This window comes from Saltatorellus ferox (genome assembly GCA_007751475.1).
In the GTDB taxonomy this organism is placed as follows: domain Bacteria; phylum Planctomycetota; class UBA1135; order UBA1135.
In genome coordinates, this window is sequence record CP036434.1 from 5,046,611 (window position 1) to 5,066,371 (window position 19,761).

The 19,761-nt window shown below is 68.1% G+C and carries 13 protein-coding genes and 1 pseudogene; 4 read left to right on the top strand and 10 right to left on the bottom strand.

The features are described from left to right. The first annotated feature begins 55 nt into the window (after positions 1 to 55). A complete protein-coding gene (locus tag Poly30_RS18075) occupies positions 56 to 2,311 on the top strand; it encodes a hypothetical protein (protein ID WP_145200333.1) in 2,256 nt (751 codons plus the stop codon). Here Poly30_RS18075 and Poly30_RS18080 read toward each other — a convergent pair. Then, positions 2,299 to 5,436, bottom strand: coding sequence for an RNA polymerase sigma factor (locus Poly30_RS18080; RefSeq protein WP_145200336.1), 3,138 nt, complete (start codon positions 5,434 to 5,436; stop codon positions 2,299 to 2,301). The two genes, Poly30_RS18075 and Poly30_RS18080, sit on opposite strands and share 13 nt — an antisense overlap. 106 nt (positions 5,437 to 5,542) lie before the next feature. Between Poly30_RS18080 and Poly30_RS18085 the strand changes: the two genes are divergently transcribed. Together Poly30_RS18085 and Poly30_RS18090 are read left to right on the top strand one after the other, a co-directional pair. Then, positions 5,543 to 6,805, top strand: coding sequence for a sulfatase family protein (locus Poly30_RS18085; RefSeq protein ID WP_145200339.1), 1,263 nt, complete (start codon positions 5,543 to 5,545; stop codon positions 6,803 to 6,805). 81 nt (positions 6,806 to 6,886) lie between these two features. Continuing rightward, the gene (locus Poly30_RS18090; protein WP_145200342.1) at positions 6,887 to 8,116 is read left to right on the top strand and encodes a heparan-alpha-glucosaminide N-acetyltransferase domain-containing protein; all 1,230 of its coding nucleotides are present in this window, start codon (positions 6,887 to 6,889) and stop codon (positions 8,114 to 8,116) included. Between the two features lie 35 nt (positions 8,117 to 8,151). On the opposite strand, the gene Poly30_RS28640 is transcribed toward Poly30_RS18090, so the two are convergent. From Poly30_RS28640 to Poly30_RS18110, 6 genes are all read right to left on the bottom strand, one after another. After that, on the bottom strand, positions 8,152 to 8,934 hold the full coding sequence (locus Poly30_RS28640; protein ID WP_419190340.1) for a ThuA domain-containing protein: 783 nt from the start codon (positions 8,932 to 8,934) through the stop codon (positions 8,152 to 8,154). Further along, a complete protein-coding gene (locus Poly30_RS28645) occupies positions 8,906 to 9,550 on the bottom strand; it encodes a hypothetical protein (protein WP_419190341.1) in 645 nt (214 codons plus the stop codon). Before Poly30_RS28645 ends, Poly30_RS28640 begins: the two co-directional genes overlap by 29 nt. Positions 9,551 to 9,560: 10 nt before the next feature. Beyond that, entirely contained in the window at positions 9,561 to 10,292 is a 732-nt protein-coding gene (locus tag Poly30_RS28650; protein ID WP_419190342.1) for a hypothetical protein, read from the bottom strand. Positions 10,293 to 10,404: 112 nt separating this feature from the next. Further along, positions 10,405 to 11,226 (bottom strand): DUF1206 domain-containing protein, encoded by an 822-nt coding sequence (locus Poly30_RS18100; RefSeq protein ID WP_145200345.1) that lies wholly within the window; start codon positions 11,224 to 11,226, stop codon positions 10,405 to 10,407. Positions 11,227 to 11,349: 123 nt separating this feature from the next. Continuing rightward, positions 11,350 to 12,729 carry a hypothetical protein gene (locus tag Poly30_RS18105; protein WP_145200348.1) on the bottom strand — a complete coding sequence of 460 codons (1,380 nt, stop codon included), beginning with the start codon at positions 12,727 to 12,729 and terminating at the stop codon, positions 11,350 to 11,352. Positions 12,730 to 12,781: 52 nt separating this feature from the next. Then, positions 12,782 to 14,920: a S46 family peptidase gene (locus tag Poly30_RS18110; protein ID WP_419190343.1), complete on the bottom strand. Its 2,139-nt coding sequence runs from the start codon at positions 14,918 to 14,920 to the stop codon at positions 12,782 to 12,784. Positions 14,921 to 15,225: 305 nt separating this feature from the next. On the opposite strand from Poly30_RS18110, the gene Poly30_RS18115 reads away from it, so the two are divergent. Then, positions 15,226 to 15,669 carry a hypothetical protein gene (locus Poly30_RS18115; RefSeq protein WP_145200352.1) on the top strand — a complete coding sequence of 148 codons (444 nt, stop codon included), beginning with the start codon at positions 15,226 to 15,228 and terminating at the stop codon, positions 15,667 to 15,669. A gap of 54 nt (positions 15,670 to 15,723) precedes the next feature. Here the strand turns inward: Poly30_RS18115 and Poly30_RS18120 are convergent, their stop codons facing one another. From Poly30_RS18120 to Poly30_RS18130, 3 genes and pseudogenes are all read right to left on the bottom strand, one after another. Continuing rightward, positions 15,724 to 19,062, bottom strand: coding sequence for a M56 family metallopeptidase (locus Poly30_RS18120; protein ID WP_145200355.1), 3,339 nt, complete (start codon positions 19,060 to 19,062; stop codon positions 15,724 to 15,726). Further along, positions 19,062 to 19,448 carry a BlaI/MecI/CopY family transcriptional regulator gene (locus Poly30_RS18125; protein WP_145200356.1) on the bottom strand — a complete coding sequence of 129 codons (387 nt, stop codon included), beginning with the start codon at positions 19,446 to 19,448 and terminating at the stop codon, positions 19,062 to 19,064. Before Poly30_RS18125 ends, Poly30_RS18120 begins: the two co-directional genes overlap by 1 nt. A 72-nt stretch (positions 19,449 to 19,520) precedes the next feature. Then, positions 19,521 to 19,759 (bottom strand): annotated as a pseudogene (locus tag Poly30_RS18130) (AMP-binding enzyme); the annotation flags it as partial. Between the last annotated feature and the right edge of the window lie 2 nt (positions 19,760 to 19,761).

The window sequence follows — 19,761 nt, forward strand, 5'->3', positions numbered from 1 at the left end:
CCAGGATAGCCGCACCTCGCATTTCCCGGCGTCCATCCCTCGAATCCTCCGTTCCATGCAGCTCGCCCTTCTCGCACTGGCCGCGCTCCCCCCGACCGGTCTTCAACGGTCGAGCCCTGTCCCATTCTCCATCTCCCACGCCACGGATCGGCACGCGGTGGTCCACCACGACCTGGCCGCCGACGGCACGCACTGGCTTCGCGGACGAATCTACAAGGCCAGCGCAGACGCAACCGGGTTGGCCTTTCATCCATTCCTCGGCTCGGACGCACCGCGGAACTTCCCCGTGAAGCTTCAGCTGCTGAAGATCACAGGAGAGCGCGGGTCGCTCGAGCTCGAGGGCGAGGCGCAGGTCACTCGAATGGAGAATCGCATCGTCCTCGACCGCGGCGGCGTCCAGGTGCGCTACGACGCGACGCCCGACCAGATCGAACAGTCGTTCCTGTTCGACGTGCCCGCAGGGTCGGGCGCCCTCACCCTCGAACTCGCCGTCGAGACGGAGCTCTCCGTGAAGGAGCACCGGGGCGGTTTCCTGTTCTCCCATGAGTACGGCGGGGTCAGCTACGGCGCCACGACGGCGATCGACGCCAGGGGGCAGCGAGTCGACGTGCCCGCCACCTGGGTGGACGGCGAGATCCACCTGACCGTTCCGGCCGCCTTCCTCGCAGAAGCCGAGTCCCCGATCCTGGTCGACCCGATCCTCTCCACGTTCACGGTCGGCGCGGCGGCTACGGACCTCGGGGCCCCTGACCTGGTCTACGCGGGCGCGAACGTCGGGTTCCACGTTGTCTACGAGGAGTCGTTCTCCGCGACCGACGTCGACATCTACGCGGCCCTCGTCGCCCCCGATGGAACCGTATCCGCAGGCGCCTACGTCGAGCAAACGGCGCGCTCGTGGCGAGGCCCGCGCATCGCGACCACGAGCAGTCTCTTCTATCTCCTGGTCGTGGCCGACGCGCCTAGCGTCGCCGTTCCCGGCTCGCGGGACATCGTCGCGAGGCTCCGCGAGCCGAACGGTGCGTTCCAGCCGGCCTTCACCCTGAAGAGCGCCACGTCCACGTTCTCGTGCACCGCGCCCGCGGTGGCCGGCGATCTTTACTACCAGGCCTTCAGTTTCTGCATCGCGTACAACCGCGACTACGGAACCCACCGGGACGTTCACGCGCTTCTTTCCCCGGGAACTCCGCCGGGGCCGAACCAGATCGAACGCGCGGTCGCCGCCTCGCCGACCGAGGACATGTCCGCCCCGACGATCACCCGGGCCACGGGCCTCTATGCGGACATTGACTGGGTCATCGCCTGGGCAGGCCGAGATCTGGGCAGCGGTGCTTCCCGCGTCCAGGCCACCAGGTACCGCTACGACCTGAATCAGGCGGTAGGACCGAGAACGGTGGCGCCGCCCACGACCTCCGCCCTCTACTTCGACGTCCAGATATCGGATACGACCGACCGGTTCCCGCTCGACGGAGATCGAAGCTACTACGTCATCACCTACGACGATCGACCCTCCAACGTGTCCGACGCGTTCGTGGCGCTGTACAGCGGAACCTCTGTGTACGACACCATCGAACTCCAGGTCGCCGAGCACGCGGACCGCGCGCCCAACCAGGACGACGTCGTCATCGCGACGGGCCCGCAGCACTTCATGCTGGGCTACCTGGAGAACGGCCATGTCTTTGTCACGACGATCCAGCCCACGTTCGACTCCTTCGGCATCATCGAGCGCCGGCTCCACCTCGCCGGACCCAACGTCGTCCCGGGATCGCTCGCCGCCCTCGGTCAGCTGTTCGAGTTCACCGGGAGCGTCGTCGGCCGCAGCCTCTTCCTCTGGAGCGACGCGAGCGGCCCCTCCACGGAGATCCGCGGCGCCTTCGTGACCCTGCCCGACGAACGAAACTCGAGCGGCAAGCAGTACTGCTACGGCGAGCCCAACAGCACGGGACAGCGGGGCTTCCTGTACGGCATCGGCAGCCGCATCCCGGGCTTCGACAGCGAGCTTCGCGTCGAATCGTTGCCGCCGAACAACTTCGGCTACTTCCTCGCATCGCTTTCCCAGGGCGACATCCCGAACGTAGGCGGGAGCCAGGGCACGCTCTGCGTGAGCGGCTCCGTCGGCCGCTTCGGCATCTTCCAGGTCAGCGCGAGCGGGACCTACGAGCGCATGCTCGATACGAACCAGATCCCCCAGCCCACTGGCCCCGTGATGTCGATGGCGGGCCAGACCTGGAACTTCCAGGTCTGGCACCGCGATAGCGTCGCTGGCGTGGCGACGTCGAACTTCACCAACGGAACGACGATTCAGTTCCGGTAGTCGAGGGTATCCGACGCCGGCGGCCAGACGAAGTCCACCGCGGGCGCTGGCGGCCCCGTGTCGCCCTCTTCGAGCAAGAACAGCTTCCAGGTCCCCGAGGACAACCTGGCTTCCAACCAGCCGTCTTCGTCCACGTCGTAGGCGTTGGAGGCGAAGCGCCGATGCGATTCGTTGGCAGGCGACGTGAGCGTGACCCGCGCGCGGCGCAGCGGCTCGCCGCCGCGGAAGAGCTGGACGCGGTGCTCGGACACGTCGAGGGGCACGGTGATCGTGACGGCCTCGTTTTCGGGAATCAGGAGCTCGCGCGGATCGAAGGCGCGCCAGCCCTTGCCCTGGAACGACACCGCATAGGCGCCGGGCTCCAGGATCGCGGGCTCGATCGCCGACACGGTTCCCTTCGTCCCGGTGGACATCCACGCTCCCTCCCGACCGAGCGGCCGGAACATCACCTGGACGCTTCCCTCCAGCTCGCCGCTCGGCTGCAGCGTCACGCCGACCTGGGCCGGGACCGGCGCCAGGATCCGCAGGTCCACTGCCTCCGTCATCTCTCCGGCGCGTACCTCGACGGAGCCGAGCGAGTAGGCTCCGTGGGGCCGCATCTCCTCGCCCAGCCACGAGGACTCTGCCCGCAGCGTGGCGTAGAGCCGGTACGTTCCGCCCGAGAGCGATGGAATGTGGAAGCGGCCTTCGTCATCCACGGCGGGCTTGTTCCTTGAACCTCCAACAGCTCCTGATCCTTCCCTTTCGAGTTGAATCATCCAGCCGCTCCGGGGCAAGTGCGCCGGAGGCTCGAAGCTCCCCATGATCCCGCTCGGCTCTGCCAGGGTCAGGGTCACAGGGTCGTGCACCGCGCCAGCCTCCAGGTCGAGGAATTCGCTCCATGCCATGGGTCGCATCTCGTCGCCACCGACCACCAGGTAGCGGCCCGGCGCGTCCACCGTGAACTCGAAGCGACCCGCATCATCCGACAGCAGGCGCTCGATGCAGCGCCTGTGCGTCGGATGAACGGCGACGGCGACAGGTGACTGCACCACCAGCGACTGGTGCGAGTCGTTCTCTTCGGCGGGCATCACGAGCCGCACGGTCTCCCCTGCCACGGCCTGGCCCGACGGCCGGATCAGGCGCCCGGTGACCCTCAGCGTCGGAGCGAGGGCCACCGCCACGGGACGGCGCTCGCCGGCTCCCAGGTCCTGGACTTCGATCGTCGCGGAGCCGAGGGGCGAACGCACCGTGAAGCCATAGGTGCCCGGCCAGAGCCCCTCGAGCAGGCCGTCCGGCAAGGAACTCTCCCCTGGATGAAGGGCGCGCACGGGCGCCAGGAACTTCGAATCGTGGCGCGTCATCTCGATCGAATACTGATCCACGCTTTCCCCATCAGGGCCGGTGACCGACCAGAGCAGACCCGAGCTTCCGATGAGGCTGAAGCTCAGCATCGGAACCGAATCGACGTTCTCCACTCGAACCGGCTCGATCGCCGGATGTTCGGCCACGAGACTCAGAGGCCCGTCCGGAGCGCACTCGAAGACGTACGACCGAGACCTGGCACGATACTCCGTCGCGGCGATGTGCAGCCCATCGGGCGCCTCCAGCCACACGCATTCGAGGGGAACCGGATCCTCGCGGAAGGAGAACGCACTGTGGCAAACTCGCGCTTCGATCCGGCCGCCCCCGTAGGACGATGAGTCGATCGAAAGCAGCATCTCGTTCCCCGACCCAAGCTCCACCTCCACCGGTTCCGGAGCGCGGGTCCTCAGCGCTCCCGACGCGGAAACGAGCATCTTCCCCGCGGGTACAGCGTCGAGAACGAAGGAACCGGTGGCGGGATCGAGCTGGACCCTCTGGCACCTCGGCTCGCGACCACCGCCCTCGACCGGCACCGCCTCTTCCGCACGGATCCAGGCCGCGCGGCCCACGATGGGCTGATCGTTCTCGTCGACCACGAAGCCCCGCAGCTCACAGGCTTCCAGGAACCGAACCGTCCCGATCTCCTTGCGCTCCTCCGGCCGAACGTGACCCCAGCGCCAGCTCTCCGCCACCACGCCCTCTGGCACCACGCCCTCTGGCACCACGCCCTCGTCCCAGACCGTGAGAAAGAACTGCATGGCCTGGGGCGGGTCGAAAGTCAGCACCAGGTTTCCGTCCCCATCGAGCTGACCCCGAAGGGTCTCCCAGTCGTCCGGGAGTCCGAACTGGCGGACGCGCTCTTCGCTGGCGCCCATGCCCGAAAGGGACCACCGTGCGCCCGCTGCGGGCTCGCCGCCGGGGAGGAGGAAGCGCGCCGTGATCGTGGCGTTCTGTGTCGCCGAATCGGGCGCGGACACGGCGCTACGGAGCGCTGGCTCGACCCGGCTCCCAAGAGCCGCAAGCTCGGCGGGGCCGCGCGGCGCGACGGGCGAAGGATCTGGCGCGACCGCGGTGACCGAGCCCAAGCTCACCGGCGTCGCAACCGGTTCGAGCAGCGCGCGGCTGGCGAGCCAGCCCGCGCCTGCGAGCAGAGCCGCTCCGCCCGCGATCTTCATGGTCCCAAGGGCGCGCCCGGCCTGATTCCTGACGACGGACGCGCCCGCCGCTGCCGCCCCGCCCGACCCCCGGGCAATCGCGGGGGCCAGAATCATGGTCCACAGCTTCCGCTCGCCACCGTACGCCCGATCCAGTCGCACCCGCAGCGCGTCGAGTCCCTTCTGCGTTCGCTGCGCCACCGTCGAGTGGGAGACCCCGAGCGCCGCGCCCGCCTCGCGCGTGCTGAGCCCCAGGAAGTACACCTGATGAATCGCCGTCCGCAGCGGTTCATCCAGCGCTTGCAGCTCCCGAAGAACACGCTCACGAAGCTCCAGATCCGCCACGGCCTCGTCCGGAGCCGAAGCCTCCAGACGGGCTTCACGCTGCACCATGCGGAGCGCGTCATCGGCGCGCCGCTGGCCGGAACGGGCCCCGGACGCCTTGTTCGAGAGGACCCGGAAGAGCCAGGGCCGCAGCGTTACCCGCGCCGCCCCCGCTTCGATTCCTGCGACCCAGGTGTCCTGCGCCAGATCCTCGGCCGCGCTGGCCTTTCCCACGAGGTGCCGCGCCATCCGGCGCAGCCACTCGTCCTGCTGCTTCAAGAGCTCTTCGTTTCGGTGATTCATCTCGCAGTAGGAGTCTGACGGCCGCCTCGGCCGTCAGGTCGATTCCTGAGATTCCCGTATCGGACACTCTGGCCCGTCATCTCCGTCCCGAGCTTACGATGGTGAGATGCTCACGATACTCGCCTGCTGCCTCCTGGCGGCCACGCCTGCCGACGATCCAAGCAACATCCTGATCGTCCTCATGGACGACGTCGGACGCGACAAGATCGGCGCGTACGCGGACCACCCGAACCCGGCTCCCACGCCGGCCCTCGACGCCCTTGCCGCGCAGGGCGTGCTGTTCCGGAACGCCTGGGCCTATCCGGTCTGCAGCCCCACGCGCGCGGCGCTCCTCACCGGGCGGTACGGCGATCGCACCGGAATCACCACGATCATCAGCGCCACGGACGGTGTCTACACGCCGCTCCCACCCGCCGAGACCACCCTGGCTGCCGCGCTACCCCGGCATCGTTCGATGGCCCTCGGCAAATGGCACCTGAAGGACACGGGCGACCCTCTCGAAGCGCCGCTCCAAGCTGGCTTCGACCTGTGCAGCGGCTACGCAGGTCAGGCCCGCTACTTCCAGTGGACGAGGCATGAGAACGGCATGCGCCGCGACGAGTCCGGCTACTACCCATCCACGCTCACGCGTCGAGCGATCGAACTCCTCGAGGCGAGCCAGGGAACGAACGAGCCGTTCTTTGCCTACCACTGTCCGATCCTCGCCCACTCTCCCTTCCACGTTCCACCTAGCTACCTCCACAGCCAGGGGTCGCCTTCCTTCCCCGCCCAGCAACACATCGCCATGGTCGAGGCCCTCGACCGACACCTCGGGCTCCTGCTGGCCGCGGTCGACCTGAACGAAACCTACGTCTTCGTGATCGGCGACAATGGATCACCGAACGGAACGATCACCGCGCCATGGCCCATGGGCCACGGGAAACGAACCCCCTACGAGGGCGGCGTACGCGTCCCGTTCCTCGTCGCGGGACCGGGCGTCGCGGCGGGCGCTGAATGCGACGCGTTGATCCACGTGACGGATGTCTTCGCCACCGTGCAGCAGCTCGTCGGTCAGACCACGCCGGCGTCGATCGCACAGGATTCGATCAGCTTCGCAGCGCAGCTGACGCAGCCTCAGTCCGCGGGTGGGCGCGATCATCTCTACATCCGGCAAGCTCCCTTCCCGGGAGCGACGGGCCAGGTCCCCGAATTCCGGGCCCTGCGAACGATTCGCTACAAGCTGATCCAGTTCTCGAACCCTGCTCGCGAGGAACTCTACGACCTCAGCGTCGACCCGCACGAAACCCAGGACCTGCTCGTTCTGGCGCCAGGATCCGCCACGACCTCGATTCGAGACCGACTCGCGGCTGCCTTCCCGACGTTTCCCTAATTCGTGGCTTCCCTGACTCATGGACCCATCCAGGACTCCCCTGCGACGGCCGCCGAGGACCGGCCTCGACGATCGCGCCGCTTGCACTCGCTCGACGCCTTCCGCGGCTTCGACATCGCCGCGATGCTGCTGGTCAACCTGACCTGGAACGAGCAGGTCTTCCACCGCCAGCTCTTCCACGTGGACTGGAACGCCTCGGCCCAGGGCGCGACGTTCACCGACCTCGTGTTCCCCTGGTTCCTCTTCATCGCCGGCGCCGCGATTCCGCTGTCCATGGACTCGGGGCGCGGGCAGTCACAGACAGGATCCGAGAAGATCAGGACCGCGTTCCGGCGCTCGGTCGTTCTCTACTTCCTCGGCGTGCTGCTGACGGTCGCCGGGTCGTACTTCGATCGACCTGCGCAATGGACGGACGTCTTCCGCTGGAACGTGCTGCAGCTCATCGCCTGGGGCTATTTCACGGCGGTCTGCGTCTTCCTGCTTCCGCGCCGGGCGCAGTTCGGCTTCGTGGTCGTGGTCCTGCTCGGCAAGTGGCTGCTGCTCGCCGGCTTGCCCTACGACGTCGTCAGCGAGCCGTTCTCCCCGCGCGCGACGGGCGCGACTTCCACGCAGGGCCCCGGCACCTTCCACCACTTCGACTCCGTCAAGCGCTTCGTGGCCGCGGAGCATCGGCCGGGGTCCCTGCTCGACAGGATCCTGGGGTGGTTCGGCATGTGGCAGCAGGTCTTGCCATGCGCCGCGCTTGCGGTCCTCGGCGGTCTCACGACGCGCCGGCTCCGTCGCCAGCACGATCAGCCATCCGAGACCGAGTTCCGAAGGGCCAGCGCGCGCAACGCTGCGCACGTCGCCGTTCTCGGCCTCGGGCTCACGCTGCTCGGTTTCCTCTTGCAGTGGAACTACGACCCCGCGGGCGGCGGGCTCTGGGGCACCTGGACCGTGCCGTTCAGCAAGTGGCTCTTCAGCCCTGCCTACGTCCTGCTCGCAGCAGGCACGGGCATGCTGCTCTACAGCGCCTTCTTCGTGTGGATCGACTTGCTACGCTGGTCCTCCGGCCGGGTGCTACGGGTCTTCGGACTCAACGCCATCGCCCTCTACCTCGCCGCGGAACTGAGCTTCAAGGTCCTCTGGACCCGCTGGCAGATGCACGGCCCGGACGGGTCGTCCCAGAGCTGGATGTCCGGAACCCAGGCCTGGCTCACCGCGTGGCTCGGGCAGGCCCCAGGGCTTTGGATGCACGTGGTTCTCTACCTCTGCCTGTGGTGGCTCTTCTGCTGGTGGCTGGACCGCAAGGACTGGCATCTCAAGGTCTGACCGCCACTTTGCAGCGCCCGCAGAAGAGTCTGCCGTCAACGCGGGTCTCGAGCCCCCATGGCCCACTGCACCGCGCCTCGCACCAGCGCATGGAAGCGCGGATCGTCCCACGTTTCCTCGTGGTGACCCCAGGCCAGGTTGCAGACGCGGCCCGCGCCGTGGGAACGCGTCCAGAGGACCGGGAAGTCGTCGTCCTCGCGGCGCGCGCGGACCTCGGGTTCGAGGCACTCGGGATCGAGGCGCAGGATCACCTGACACGCGTCCCGCCCGTAGGGCGCCTTCAGGATCGGATGCTGCTCGTCGAACTCGAAGGTCTGGCCGCCGAACGCCTCGACGCCAGGGAAGCTCGGATCCTCGACGATCACCTTCGCCCTTCCGTCGACCTCCCCTGCGAGGCGCCCGCCCACGAGTTCCCCGAACTCGGGCCAGTCGAAGAAGCCGACGGTCGCGGCGTGCCCGACGACGAGCCCTTTGCCGTCCTCGGCGACGAAGTCGAGCAGGTCCTGCTTCTGCGTGTCGCCCATCGTCCCGGAGCCGCTCGGCAGGAGAAAGAGTGCGTCGAAATCGTTCAGGTCGCGCGCGTTGACGCGCTTGCCCCCGTACTTCTCGCCCACGCCCAGGATCGGCGTGCGGGTGATGAGCTGCGAGTCCGTGCGGATCTCCGTGACGAAGTCCCCGCTCGCGCGGCCGATCTGCGAGAGAGTGGCGAGCGCGTGCGAGATCGATCCGTGGTGGTAGCCCGTCTGAACGTCCGCGACGGCGAGCAGCTTCCTGCGGCCCTCCCATGGATCAGCGCGACGGTGTGGCGTAGGGCGCATGGCGTTCGAGCTCCTCCGGAGTCCTGGGGACGTAGTCGTTCCTGACGCTGGTGAACGTTCCCTCGCCGTCGTGCCGCCGCGCCGGGTCGAGGCCCCGGATCGCGCGGATGAGAAGGCGCCAGCCCGTCGACCGCGCCGCGGTGGCGCGGTGCCAGGCCTGGTTGTCGAAGTGATAGAGCCGATGACTCTCCAGTGAGGTCGTCGGGACCGCGCACGCGTCCACGAGCGCCTCCACCTGGCGTCCGCGCGAGTGCGGCTCGATTCCGTCGTCCAGCTCGAAGGAGCCGTCGACGAACTCGGTCCGGCACGCGGCGCCGAAACTCGCAGCAAGGGTCTCGACGCGCCCGGGCGCATCGGCCGTGGTACCCCAGTCGACGTGAAAGAACGGCCGCAGTGGATACCAGCCGGAGCGGAGCCAGAGCAGCCGCGAGAAGACCTCGACGCCAGGATCTTCGCGCCAGTCATCGGGCAGCGCCGCCAGGAACGAACGATGCACCGGCCCGGCGGCGAGGGCAGCGCGACAGGAAACGCGGCACTGGCTCGCCTCCTCGCGAAGGACGGGATCGGGAAACTTCGGCAGAGCGCGGAGGGGCGTGAGCGTGGAATCGAATCGCATGGTACGAGCCCTACAGGAAGCTCATGTTCCGAATGCCGTCCACGATCGGAGCCGCGCTGCCGAGGGTGGCGCGGATCACCAGCTGAAACCCCGGAGAGAGCGCGGGCTGCGGACACCAGAACGCGCCCCATCCATGCTCGACGATCGTCTCCCGCGGGAGAGAAACGGCCGCCATTTCGCCGCCCTCCAGCCACCTCCGAATCCGTCGGTCCCGTGTCCGAAGGTCCTCGGTCGGCAGCCAGAAGGACTCGGCTCGTTCCAGCGGATCCAGCTCGATGGCGCCGACCGCGAACACCGGTGCGGGGTCGCCGGTCACCGCGATTCGATGCCGCGCCTCCAGTGCCAGATTGCAGTCCCTGCGCGCACCGAAGGCCGCTCCAGGAAACGGCTCGTGCCGGAACGGAGGAGCCACTCGATGGGGAGCACCTCGTTCGGCGAGGGCGAAGGTCTCGTCGTGCGCCAGCCCCTGCGTCAACCATACGAGCGAGCTGTGGATGACCACATCACCGGCCCACTCCGTTGGCAGCGCCTCCAGAAAGGCCCGCGTCAGAGGACCCGCGTGCGCCTCGGCGAACGGGCGACTGGCCGCGAAGAAGGTCACCTCCGACTCGACGTGCTCCTGGAGTCGACTCGCGAGCCGCTCCTCGCATCCCGACGCCCCCGGGAAGGGCTCCACGACCTCGAAGGCGCTCCGATGCGAGCGTGGGAGCGGCTGCGACTCAACCTCGATCTGGCGGCACATGCCCCCGGAGAACGTGACAGTCGTGGCCAGGGTTCAGACTCTTTGCGCGCTTTCTTCGGTCGCCTCCCGGCACCTAGCCCGAATCAGCCGCCTCGCGGACGTGGGCCTGTTTTCACGTCTTGAACGCTCGGTACTTCGCTCGAGAGACGCAGTAGACGCCGTACGCGATGAAGCCAGCAGCGACGAGTCCGAGCAGATACGGACCGTAGGTCTGCTGGGATAGCTTCGAGAGCGCTTCCCCGAGCCCCTTCGTCGCGCCATCGGGATTGGACCGCATGGCCGCCTGGACGATGAAGGCCCCGATCATGCAGAACGTCACGCCGCGGGCGGAGATCCCGAACCGACCGATGTGGCGAGCGGCCTGGATCTCCTTCTCGCTCATTTCGTGCGTCTTGTACTTCTTCATGAAAGAAGCGGTCCAGGCACGCTGGAAGTGGCGGAGCCCGATGCCGACGACCACGACACCAGCGAGCGCCACGGCCCACTGACCGAAAGGCTGAGCCATCACGCGCGCGGTCAGCTCTTCCTTGGAATCCGAGCCCCCGCCGCTCCCCATCCCGAGCGCGATTCGCCCTGCGAGAAGCGCGAGCGCCGCGTAGGTCAGAGCGCTGATCGCGAAGCCGATCCTCACGGCGATCCCCTTGGCGTCCGTACCGCGCCCATCGGGATCCTGAATGGCCTCGACGAGCCGCCAGACGACGTAGCCCACGAGACCCAGCGCGACGAACGCCAGGAGGACGCGCCCGAACGGCTGCTCGGCGATCGCGTGGATCGCGCCGCTGGACCCCGTTTTCTCCCCGGTCGCCCCCGAGCCCACCGCCGCCATCACGGCGAGAACGCCGACCGCTCCGTACACGACTCCCTTGGCCAGATAGCCCGCACGGGCGAGACGCTCGATCCAGGCGGAAGCGTTCGTGTCCATAGGGGATGTCATATCGCTCACTTGGGTCATGGGGTGGCTCCGCGTCAGGTGGAATCGAGGATGGCCCATGGAGTCTCACCGGGCGCCTTGGGCGCGCCTAAATTCCGAGCACGCCGCTGCTGATCGCGAACCCGATCAGCGAAGGATCCGGATCGACATCGCCTCGATGGCCGTGTCGTCCTGGATCACCACGTCGAGCAAGCCGTCCTCCAGCGATGGCCGCAGGTCGTACGTCTCCCCGCTGGCCAGCGGCAGCCTCGCCAGGTCGAGGTAGAGCGTCCGCGCCGAGCCCGATCGCCAGCGCCCCAAGAGAGCCTCGATGCTCGACCTCCAGGCGAATTCCCGGGACCCGCGGTGCTCCAGATAGATCGCATCGTTCCGACTCATGCTGCTGAGCGCGCGCAGGCGAAGCGTCAGCTCCGCCGCCTTGACGGGCCCGTGTCCGATCCGCAGCGTGCGAGCGAAGTGGCGATCGAGGCGCAGCTCGCCGATCTCCAGTCGTTCCTCAGGAAGCCAGGTGTCCATCCCGGTACTGGTATCGATCCAGGGGAGCGTGCCATCACCCGCTGGCTCGAACTCCAGATCGGTCGCAAGGCCGTCGGGCCATGACTCCACGAGCACCGTGATCTGCTGTTCGGTTCCCGGCTCCTCGATGAGGACGTCCACCCGCTGATGGAGGCCGTGTCGCGGGAGGAAGGTGAATTGCCAGCGGCCCGGCGGCACGCCGCGCTGCACGACCTTCGTCCCGCGGACCTCCAGCTCGATGGATCGCTCGTCGTCGCGGGGACGGCGCCTCGGAAACTCGAAGCTCCCCGCCAGGGGCTCGACGCGAACGCCCTCGAGATCGACAGGCTCGAGCGCTCGGCTCCCCGTCAGCCAGAACGTGCAGGTCGAATCCTGGTGGGGCGTCGGCAGCGCCTGGATGGTCTGCCAGTCAGCACTCGGATCGATCGGCGCGACGACGTGGCCTTCGAGGTAGTCCGGGACATCGAAACGGATCGCACCGCCTTCCCGTCGATCCGGTCCGTCGAAAGTGAATTCCCCCCGCGCGTCCGTGCTCACCGACGCGCCATCGTGGCGGCGGAACGGCCGGATCCGCTCCAGCCTGTCCTGGAGGCGCTCGAAGCGCACCGAGTCGGGCGCCTCGGAGAGGTAGGTCAGCGGCACGCCTGCGAGGGGACGGCCGGCCCCGTCGAGCAGGACTCCCTGCACCGGCCACGGCGCAGGGGGAGGACCCGGCTGGGGCACGGAAGCGACCGACGGCACGGCCTCCACTCGCTCCGAACGGCTCCGCCCCTCCGTGGCCTCCGCGCCCGACCGAGACCCCACGGGCCGCAGAGTCGCCCCGGGCATCACCCCGGGAATCAATTCAGCAGACGCCTCGGTCAGCCCGTCGCCGCCCGGCATCCCCACGGCGTCCGTGCCGCGCCCCTCCTCTCTCCCGAAGAGGACCGCCGCAACGATCGCGAGGCACAGCCCCGTCCCGACGAGGAAGAAAAACGCGCTGCGCGACATGGGAAGAGAGGATAGCGCAACCGCGCCATCCTGCCCGCCCATGGCGAAGAGATCACTTCCCTGCGGCCTGCCCTTTCAGCTCCGCCACGATGCGCTTGGCGTCGTACACCTGCTCCAGCGCCCCCATGATCCCCCGGCTATCGACCGACACGGAACGAGCGACCTCGTCCGAGTAGGCGTAGTTGCCGATGAGGCTCTGGATGTTGCCGTCGAAGATGAGGCCCACGACCTCGCCCTTCCTGTTGACCATCGGCGAACCCGAGTTGCCGCCGATGATGTCGTGGGTCGAGACGAGGTTGAACTTCGTCGTCGGAACGACCGAGTCTTCCCGGCTGCTCCAGGACTCCGGGAGGGTGTACCAGGACTCGCCGGCGCGCTCTTCGGCCTTCTCGTACAGGCCCGCAAACTCCGTGAACGGCGGAATCTCACGATCGCCGTCCTGGTAGCCCTTCACGGCGCCGTAGGAGAGGCGGAGCGTGAACGTCGCGTCCGGGTACACGCCCTCGCCGAAGACGGCGAAGCGAGCGGCGGCGATCTTGGCGTACGCGGCGCGCTCCACGGACTGGACCTCGTCCTCGTAGCGTTTACGCAGTTCGCGGCTGAAGGGGTCGAGCGCCTGGGCCAGCCCGATGAGCGGGTCGTTGGCCGCTTCCACCGCGGAAGCGCCGCCCTCGACCAGGGCCTTGCGCGCCTCGATGTCCATCAGCGTCGTCCCGAGGATGCACTCGGCGGCGCGGGCGCGGGGCGACTTGCCCGCGAGTGCTGCGACCACCATCGGATCCTCCGCGCCGAGGGTCTCGGCCATCAGCGACAGCGCGCTCTCGAGGCGCATCATCTCGAAGTCGGGGTAGATCGGCGCGGGCGAGTAAAGACCCTGGTAAAGGCGCGGAAGGCTGGCGTCGCCGTACTCGCGCAGGCGATCCGTGCTGGCCTTCGGCAGTTCATCGGCCAGGCGTGCGATCGTGACGGCGTAGCCGCCGAGCTGTGCACCGAGGCCGAGCCCTGGCCCGCCCGCGACGTTGTAGCGAAGGCTCATGCTTCGGGCCGCCCGCTGAGCCGCCGCCACTTCGTCCCATGCGCTGCCCCACTTCTCCTCCCACTCGGCGTTCTTCTCGACCTCTTCGCGCAGGCGATCCTCCTCGTCGCGCTTGGCCTCGAAGACCGCGGGATCCAGCAGCCCGGCCGTGCGGCCGAGGTAGACCTTGCGGGTGTTCTGAATCCCGAAGAGATCGCCCTCGGCCACGCGGCGATGCTCCTCGCTCGTGCCGGAGAAGATGTTCAAGAGAACCTCCTGCCGCATGAGTCGATGCAGCGCGCCGGGCACCGCGACGTCGCGCAGGTACTCGAGGTGCGCGACCGTGTTGAGCCTCTGGGTGCTGCCCGGGTGACCGGTCACGAAGGTGAGCTCGCCGTCCGCGGCCCCCGCCTCGCTCCAGCTCAGGAAATGCTCGGGCACGTAGGGCTTCCCGTCCTCGTAGATACGCAGGAACGTGACGTCGAGGCAATAGCGCGGGTACTCGAAGTTGTCGTTGTCGCCGCCGAAGAAAGCGATGCCCTTCTCGGGCGCGAAGACCATGCGGATGTCGTCGAAGCGCTTGTAGAGGTAGAGATGATAGCGGCCGCCCTGGTAGAGCGTGACCACCTCGGCGTGCAGGCCGGTCTCCTTCTTGGCAGCGTCCTCGATCTCGGTCATCGCCTTGCGGCGGGCGGCGCCCGCGGCGGCGGCGTCGAGGCCAGCGGCGGGGCCATCCACGCGCTCCGTCACGTCCTCGATGCTCCAGAGGACGTCGAGGTGAACGTCAGGGCAGGGCAGCTCGGCGTCCATCGTCTCCGCGTGGAAGCCGTTCGCGAGCAGATCGTTCTCCGCCGTCGAGAGACGCTCCAGGATGTCCGACGCCACGTGGTGGTTCGTCATCACGAGGCCGCTGGCGGAAACGATCGAGCCGGAGCCGCCGGTCGAGACGCGAACGGCCGACTTGCGCACGTGCTCGAGCCACTCGTCCGTGATGTCGAAGCCGTAGCGCTCCCTCAGCTGCTCGGTCGGCGGATTGTTGAAGAGCCACATGCCCTCGTCCGCGATGGCTGCGGGTGCGAGACCGGCGGCAGCGACGAGAGGGTCAGCGAGCGCGGTGGCCGAGGAGAGAGCGAGAAAAGCGCCAGCGAGGCCGGCCTGGAGTGAGGTTCTGAGCATGTCTGGTTGCGCGGGGAAAGCGTTTCGGGACGAACGTTGTAACCGGCGAGTTTCGCGGAGACATGAAACAGTCACGAAGAAGCGCGAGGGCCAGGGGCGGAATGCCCCCGGGGTGTCCACGGTGGCCGGGAATCCCGGCGGTTCCATTTCGCGAATCTGGCCCTTTCCGAGGGTCGGGTCCGTAGATTCTGCGCGCCGGGGCGGAAGGCGGCGCCACAACCGCCCCGTGCAACCGGGGAGACACGATCGTCCTGGCGGCCGGCTACCCGACGGGCCAGGGCGAGATCGCCGAAGAGATCGCGGACATGGAAGAGGCTTCGGCTCCGGCATCGGACTCGTCCGGGAGCTTCGTCTTCGCCCGGTACGACCATCGAAAGCACCGCCTCGTTCTCGGGAACGACGCATTCGGCTTTCAGCCGCTCTTTCTCGCCGAGACCGGAGAGTTCTTAGCCGCCTGCTCGGAGTACGAGCCGCTCCTCGAGCTGCCGGGCGTTGGCCGAGACCTGAGCCCCGACGCCGTCGCCGAGTACCACGTCTTCGGACTCACGCTCGCGAACCTGACTGGCGGGGCCGACACGCGCTTGATCCTCTCCTGCATGAGCACGTTGCAGCGCAGGCGCCACCGTTTCGTGACCCACTTCGCCGAGGAGGGCGCGGCGGACCGCGATCGAGACGTGGTCGTGGCCAGGCCGAAGGCCGAACTGGCCGTCGAGGAGAAGCCGAGCGTCAAGACGAAGCTGCCCGATTGAGTACGGCCGTTCGGAGCCAGGCAGGCGGAGGCCAGAGGCGTCCGTTCAGCCAGGCTACTTGTCGCCATCCCCCGTCACCGTGCGGAGGCCTGCCAGGACGCTTTCGATGGAAGAACGCAGCTCGTCACTCAGGAGCTCGTTGCCGGCCAGTTCCTCGAGCTTCGGCACGTGCCGGGCACTGGCATAGGTCCGAAGACCCTGCAGGCAGTCGCGACGGATCGAGGCCGAAGAGCGCGCCTCGAACAGCAGGATCAGGAAGTCCGCCACGTCCGCGTGGCTCGCCTCGGGAACGCCGTAGGTCAAGCCCCAGAGCGCACGGCCCGAGTTGTTGTGGTCCGGGTCCTCGCAGGCCTCGAAGAGTGCCTGAAGCACGGCCGGAGACTTCTCGTAGAAGGTGCTCAGGCCGAAGTAGATGGCGTCGTGGCGATGCCGCGACCCCTTCTGCGCCAGCCCGATGATGTGCTCGGCCACCTCCGGTGAAACGCGCGCGCCCCAGAGCCCCCTGAGGATCTCGCGAGTGTCTGCCTTGTCGCTCCCGAACATCGCCATCACCGCATCAGCCGCCGGCCCCTTGATCTGACGGTCCGAGAACATCAGCAGGAGATGAGATGCGGAACCGAGCAGGACGCCGCCTTCCTCACTGGCCAGGGCCTCGTCGATCTCCGCCATAAGCAGGTCGAGATCCTCGGGCCGGCTGTCTTTGCGCGCATTGCGAAGACCGTAGAAGGCCTGGACCTGCGCGTTCCCTTCCTGTGACTTCGCGAGCTCGCGCATCACCGCCTCGAAGGGAGCCTTGTCGAATTCGACCTCCGTGATCTTCAGGAACGCCGCGAGCCCGGCCTCGACTTGACTTGCCTCACCGGACTGCAAGGCCGCCAGGATGGACGCGACGGACGCCTTCCGCAGTTCGGGGTCGCGGATCTGGAGCGCGCCGTCGACCCAGCCCTGCGAAGCGGCGACCGCCGCCCTCTGCCTCCCCATGGACCGGGCTTCGAGGGCCTGCCGCTTGCGACGCGCCGAGGTGCTATCCGGCCCCGTCGCGACGGGCTTCTCCTCGTCCTGCATCGCCCATGGACTCTTCGGCGGCAGGACCGCCACGGCGCCAGCACCCTTCGCCCTCGCGGCGGAGCCCGCCGCGAGTGAGTAGTCCCCCTGCGCCGCGTCCACGAAACCAGGGTCCGCATCCACGTTCCCTGCGGCAGGTTCCAGCTCGGCTGGCTTGCCCATGACGCTCAGCACCTGGCCATTCTTCCAGAGCACGTTCCCGACGATCGCCCACTCGGTGGCGACCGCGTTCTTCGGCCCATCACCGGAAGACCTGCCCACGGTGACGGCGTTCGACCAGCTCGCCATGACGTTGCGCTCGACCCGAGGCTTCGACTGACCGATGATCGCCACCGCCGCTTCCGAGCTGGCGTACATCCCGCCATTCGGGTTGCCGACGAACGTGTTACCCACGATGGTGTCCTCGTTCTCGAACCAGCAGCTGACGCCGGTGTCCAGAAACAGGTTTCCCTCGACGCGCGCCGCCGTCTTACCGGACGCATAGATGCCGCTGCGTTCGTTGCCGAAGAAGCGGTTGCCGACGATCTCGGGCGCGCTACCGTCGTACCGAACGCCGTGCCAGCCCGCGCCGGAGATCCAGCAACCTTCCACCCGCGTCCGCGGCGCGCCGCCCGCGATCATGATCTCGTTGTGGTAGTTGTGGCGGATCGCGCAGTCCTTGATCAGCACGCTCCCCGCGCCCTCGTTTGCCTGACGGATCACGAGGCCCTCGGCCCAGGCGCCAGCGATCAAACAACCCGTCATCGTGACGGTGGCATCACCGGAGATCGAGACGCCGCTGGCCGGAGACCCGACGATGGCGCAGTCCTCGATCTTCGCGTTCCCGCCCTCGATGACCAGTGCCGCGCCACGGCGCAGGCCGCCACTCTCCGCCGTCCCGAGCGACGTCACCTTGAGCCCGCTGAGCTGCAGGGCGGCGGGCTGGCCCACCTTGAGCGTGGGCTCCGAGCCCGCCCCGAACTCGGCGACGATCCGGCATGACGCCGAGCCGCTTCCCACGACGGTGAGCGACTTCGTCACGAGGACCCTCTCGGCATAGGTTCCCTCGCGGATCTCGATGCGCGCGCCGTCCGGGGCTGCGTCCACCGCGCTCTGAATCGAGGTGAAGTCCGCCGTGCCGTCAGGGCTCACGACGAGCGTGGTCGCGCTATCGACCGCCAGAGGCTCCTGTGGCACTGCGGTTCCGCTCACCACGCCGAGGGTCGCGGTACTAACGCCGAGCAACGCCATGGCCACGCAGGCCGCGCGGCGCCAGCTTGCCGGAAGGATCGCACGACGGCGCTCACCGTCGAGGGCTGCCTCGATGCGCTGCTCCAGGCCAGAAGGACTGGCCATCGCGAGCTGCAGGGCCCCGAGTGAACCCCGGGCCCCTCGCGCCGCCGAGAGAAGGCACTCGGCGTAGTCCTCGGCGCTCGTGCCCGCGAGCAGCACGGCGTCGTCGCAGCAGAGTTCCGCCTCCCTACGCTGTGCGCGAGCCGCACTCCACGCCATCGGATTCCACCAGTACAGAGAGACCGCCAGGTGACCGATCATCTGCGCCAGAACATCTCGCCTCGCCACGTGGGCCAGTTCATGAAGGATTGCGGTGGTGGCCTCCTTCGATCCCGCCCAGGCGGAGCCCGCTGGCGCGATGATCACGGGTCGGAGGAGTCCTGTGGTCCGTGGCTGACCCACGTCACCCGAAACGAGCAGCCGCGCGCGCGGATTCACGCCCTTCTTCTCCACCAGATCACCGAATCGCGACGCGAGTTCGCCCGTGGCGGGAACCGCGCGCGACGTCGCGCGGCTGGCGCTTCCTGCCGCCATGAGGAGGCGAGCCAGCAAGAGGACACTCCCCAGGACCCAGCCACCGAGAAGCCACGCTCGCCACGGAAACGCGCGGCGCGGGGGCGCAGGCACGTACGCGGCGGACGATGTAGGGACCGTGGGACCGTCGGGCGCCGCGATCCTGAGATCACCTCGTTCGACCGCAGGACCGTCGGCGAACGACCGGTTCGGGTCGGCTTGGTTCGGTGAAGCGAACCGGGGTGACGGCTCCCTCGGGCCAGGCAGCGGCGCCGCCGCGGGCCCAACCTCCTCGTGAGGCGCATCCGCGGCCGGCACATCCAGGGCGGGGCCAGCCCACGCGGGCAAGCACTCCACGCGCCAGGGCCCGGAAGCGCCGACGGGAATCAGCACCACGGCGAGCAGTACAGCCGACCAGCAGAGGTGCCGCGTGGCGGCCGAGCGCCTCCGCAAGCCCAGGTTGACGAGATGAGCCAGCGCCAGGAAGATCGATCCGAGCAGCGCCACCCGAAGGGCGACGTCATCGTGCTGGGGAGTCCACATCACTTCTGTCTCCTGCTCTTGCGAGCCTGTTGAATGCGCTCGGCGAGTCGATCCAGCTCTTCATCGCTGAGCTGACCCGCCTCCTCGTCGATCCAGTACGCGAAGGCGTCTTCCTTGGAACCGCCGAAGAACGTCCGCACGAGATGGGAAAGTGCGCGTCGCTTGGCTCGCCCAGGCGAGGTGCCCGGTGCGTACAGGTACTTGCGCCCCTCCTTGCGACGCCGGGCGTGGCCCTTGTCGCAGAGGAGGCCGAGGATCGTGCGGACGGCAGAGTCGCTCGGGGGCTCGGACATCTCCGCTCGCACCTCGGCGGCCGAGCCGCCTCGGAGTCGGAACAGGATGTCCAGAATCTCGCGCTCGCGACGACTGAGGGGCTCGGTAGACATGTTGATTTTTTAGCAGTTCGCACGAAACCCGCGTGTTCAATTGCCAAAAAATTCGCAATTCGGTTCAGGCGGTACCGGGCCGATCCGGTCGCGGATCAGCTGGACGCACTCCCGGCGAGGGCAGCGTGGTCTTGGTCGACGCCACAGGAGAGGCAGACGAGGCCAAGCGGTCGCTGGCCCTTCAGTTCGTCCGCGACGCCGATCACCGCGCACTCCGCCACGTCGGGATGCGAGGCGAGGATCTCCTCCCTCGCACCGGTCGAAAGCCGGTGGCCCGCGACGTTGATGACGTCGTCGGGGCGCGACATGATCC

What these genes read in the sequence shown, in the direction of transcription:
- Poly30_RS18085 (WP_145200339.1), top strand. Translation starts at nt 5,543, where the DNA reads ATGCTCACGATACTCGCCTGCTGCCTCCTGGCGGCCACGCCTGCCGAC.
- Poly30_RS18125 (WP_145200356.1), bottom strand. Translation starts at nt 19,448, where the DNA reads ATGTCTACCGAGCCCCTCAGTCGTCGCGAGCGCGAGATTCTGGACATC.
- Poly30_RS18075 (WP_145200333.1), top strand. Translation starts at nt 56, where the DNA reads ATGCAGCTCGCCCTTCTCGCACTGGCCGCGCTCCCCCCGACCGGTCTT.
- Poly30_RS28645 (WP_419190341.1), bottom strand. Translation starts at nt 9,550, where the DNA reads ATGCGATTCGATTCCACGCTCACGCCCCTCCGCGCTCTGCCGAAGTTT.
- Poly30_RS18110 (WP_419190343.1), bottom strand. Translation starts at nt 14,920, where the DNA reads ATGCTCAGAACCTCACTCCAGGCCGGCCTCGCTGGCGCTTTTCTCGCT.
- Poly30_RS18120 (WP_145200355.1), bottom strand. Translation starts at nt 19,062, where the DNA reads ATGTGGACTCCCCAGCACGATGACGTCGCCCTTCGGGTGGCGCTGCTC.
- Poly30_RS18115 (WP_145200352.1), top strand. Translation starts at nt 15,226, where the DNA reads ATGGAAGAGGCTTCGGCTCCGGCATCGGACTCGTCCGGGAGCTTCGTC.
- Poly30_RS18100 (WP_145200345.1), bottom strand. Translation starts at nt 11,226, where the DNA reads ATGACATCCCCTATGGACACGAACGCTTCCGCCTGGATCGAGCGTCTC.
- Poly30_RS28640 (WP_419190340.1), bottom strand. Translation starts at nt 8,934, where the DNA reads ATGCGCCCTACGCCACACCGTCGCGCTGATCCATGGGAGGGCCGCAGG.
- Poly30_RS18105 (WP_145200348.1), bottom strand. Translation starts at nt 12,729, where the DNA reads ATGTCGCGCAGCGCGTTTTTCTTCCTCGTCGGGACGGGGCTGTGCCTC.
- Poly30_RS18080 (WP_145200336.1), bottom strand. Translation starts at nt 5,436, where the DNA reads ATGAATCACCGAAACGAAGAGCTCTTGAAGCAGCAGGACGAGTGGCTG.
- Poly30_RS28650 (WP_419190342.1), bottom strand. Translation starts at nt 10,292, where the DNA reads ATGTGCCGCCAGATCGAGGTTGAGTCGCAGCCGCTCCCACGCTCGCAT.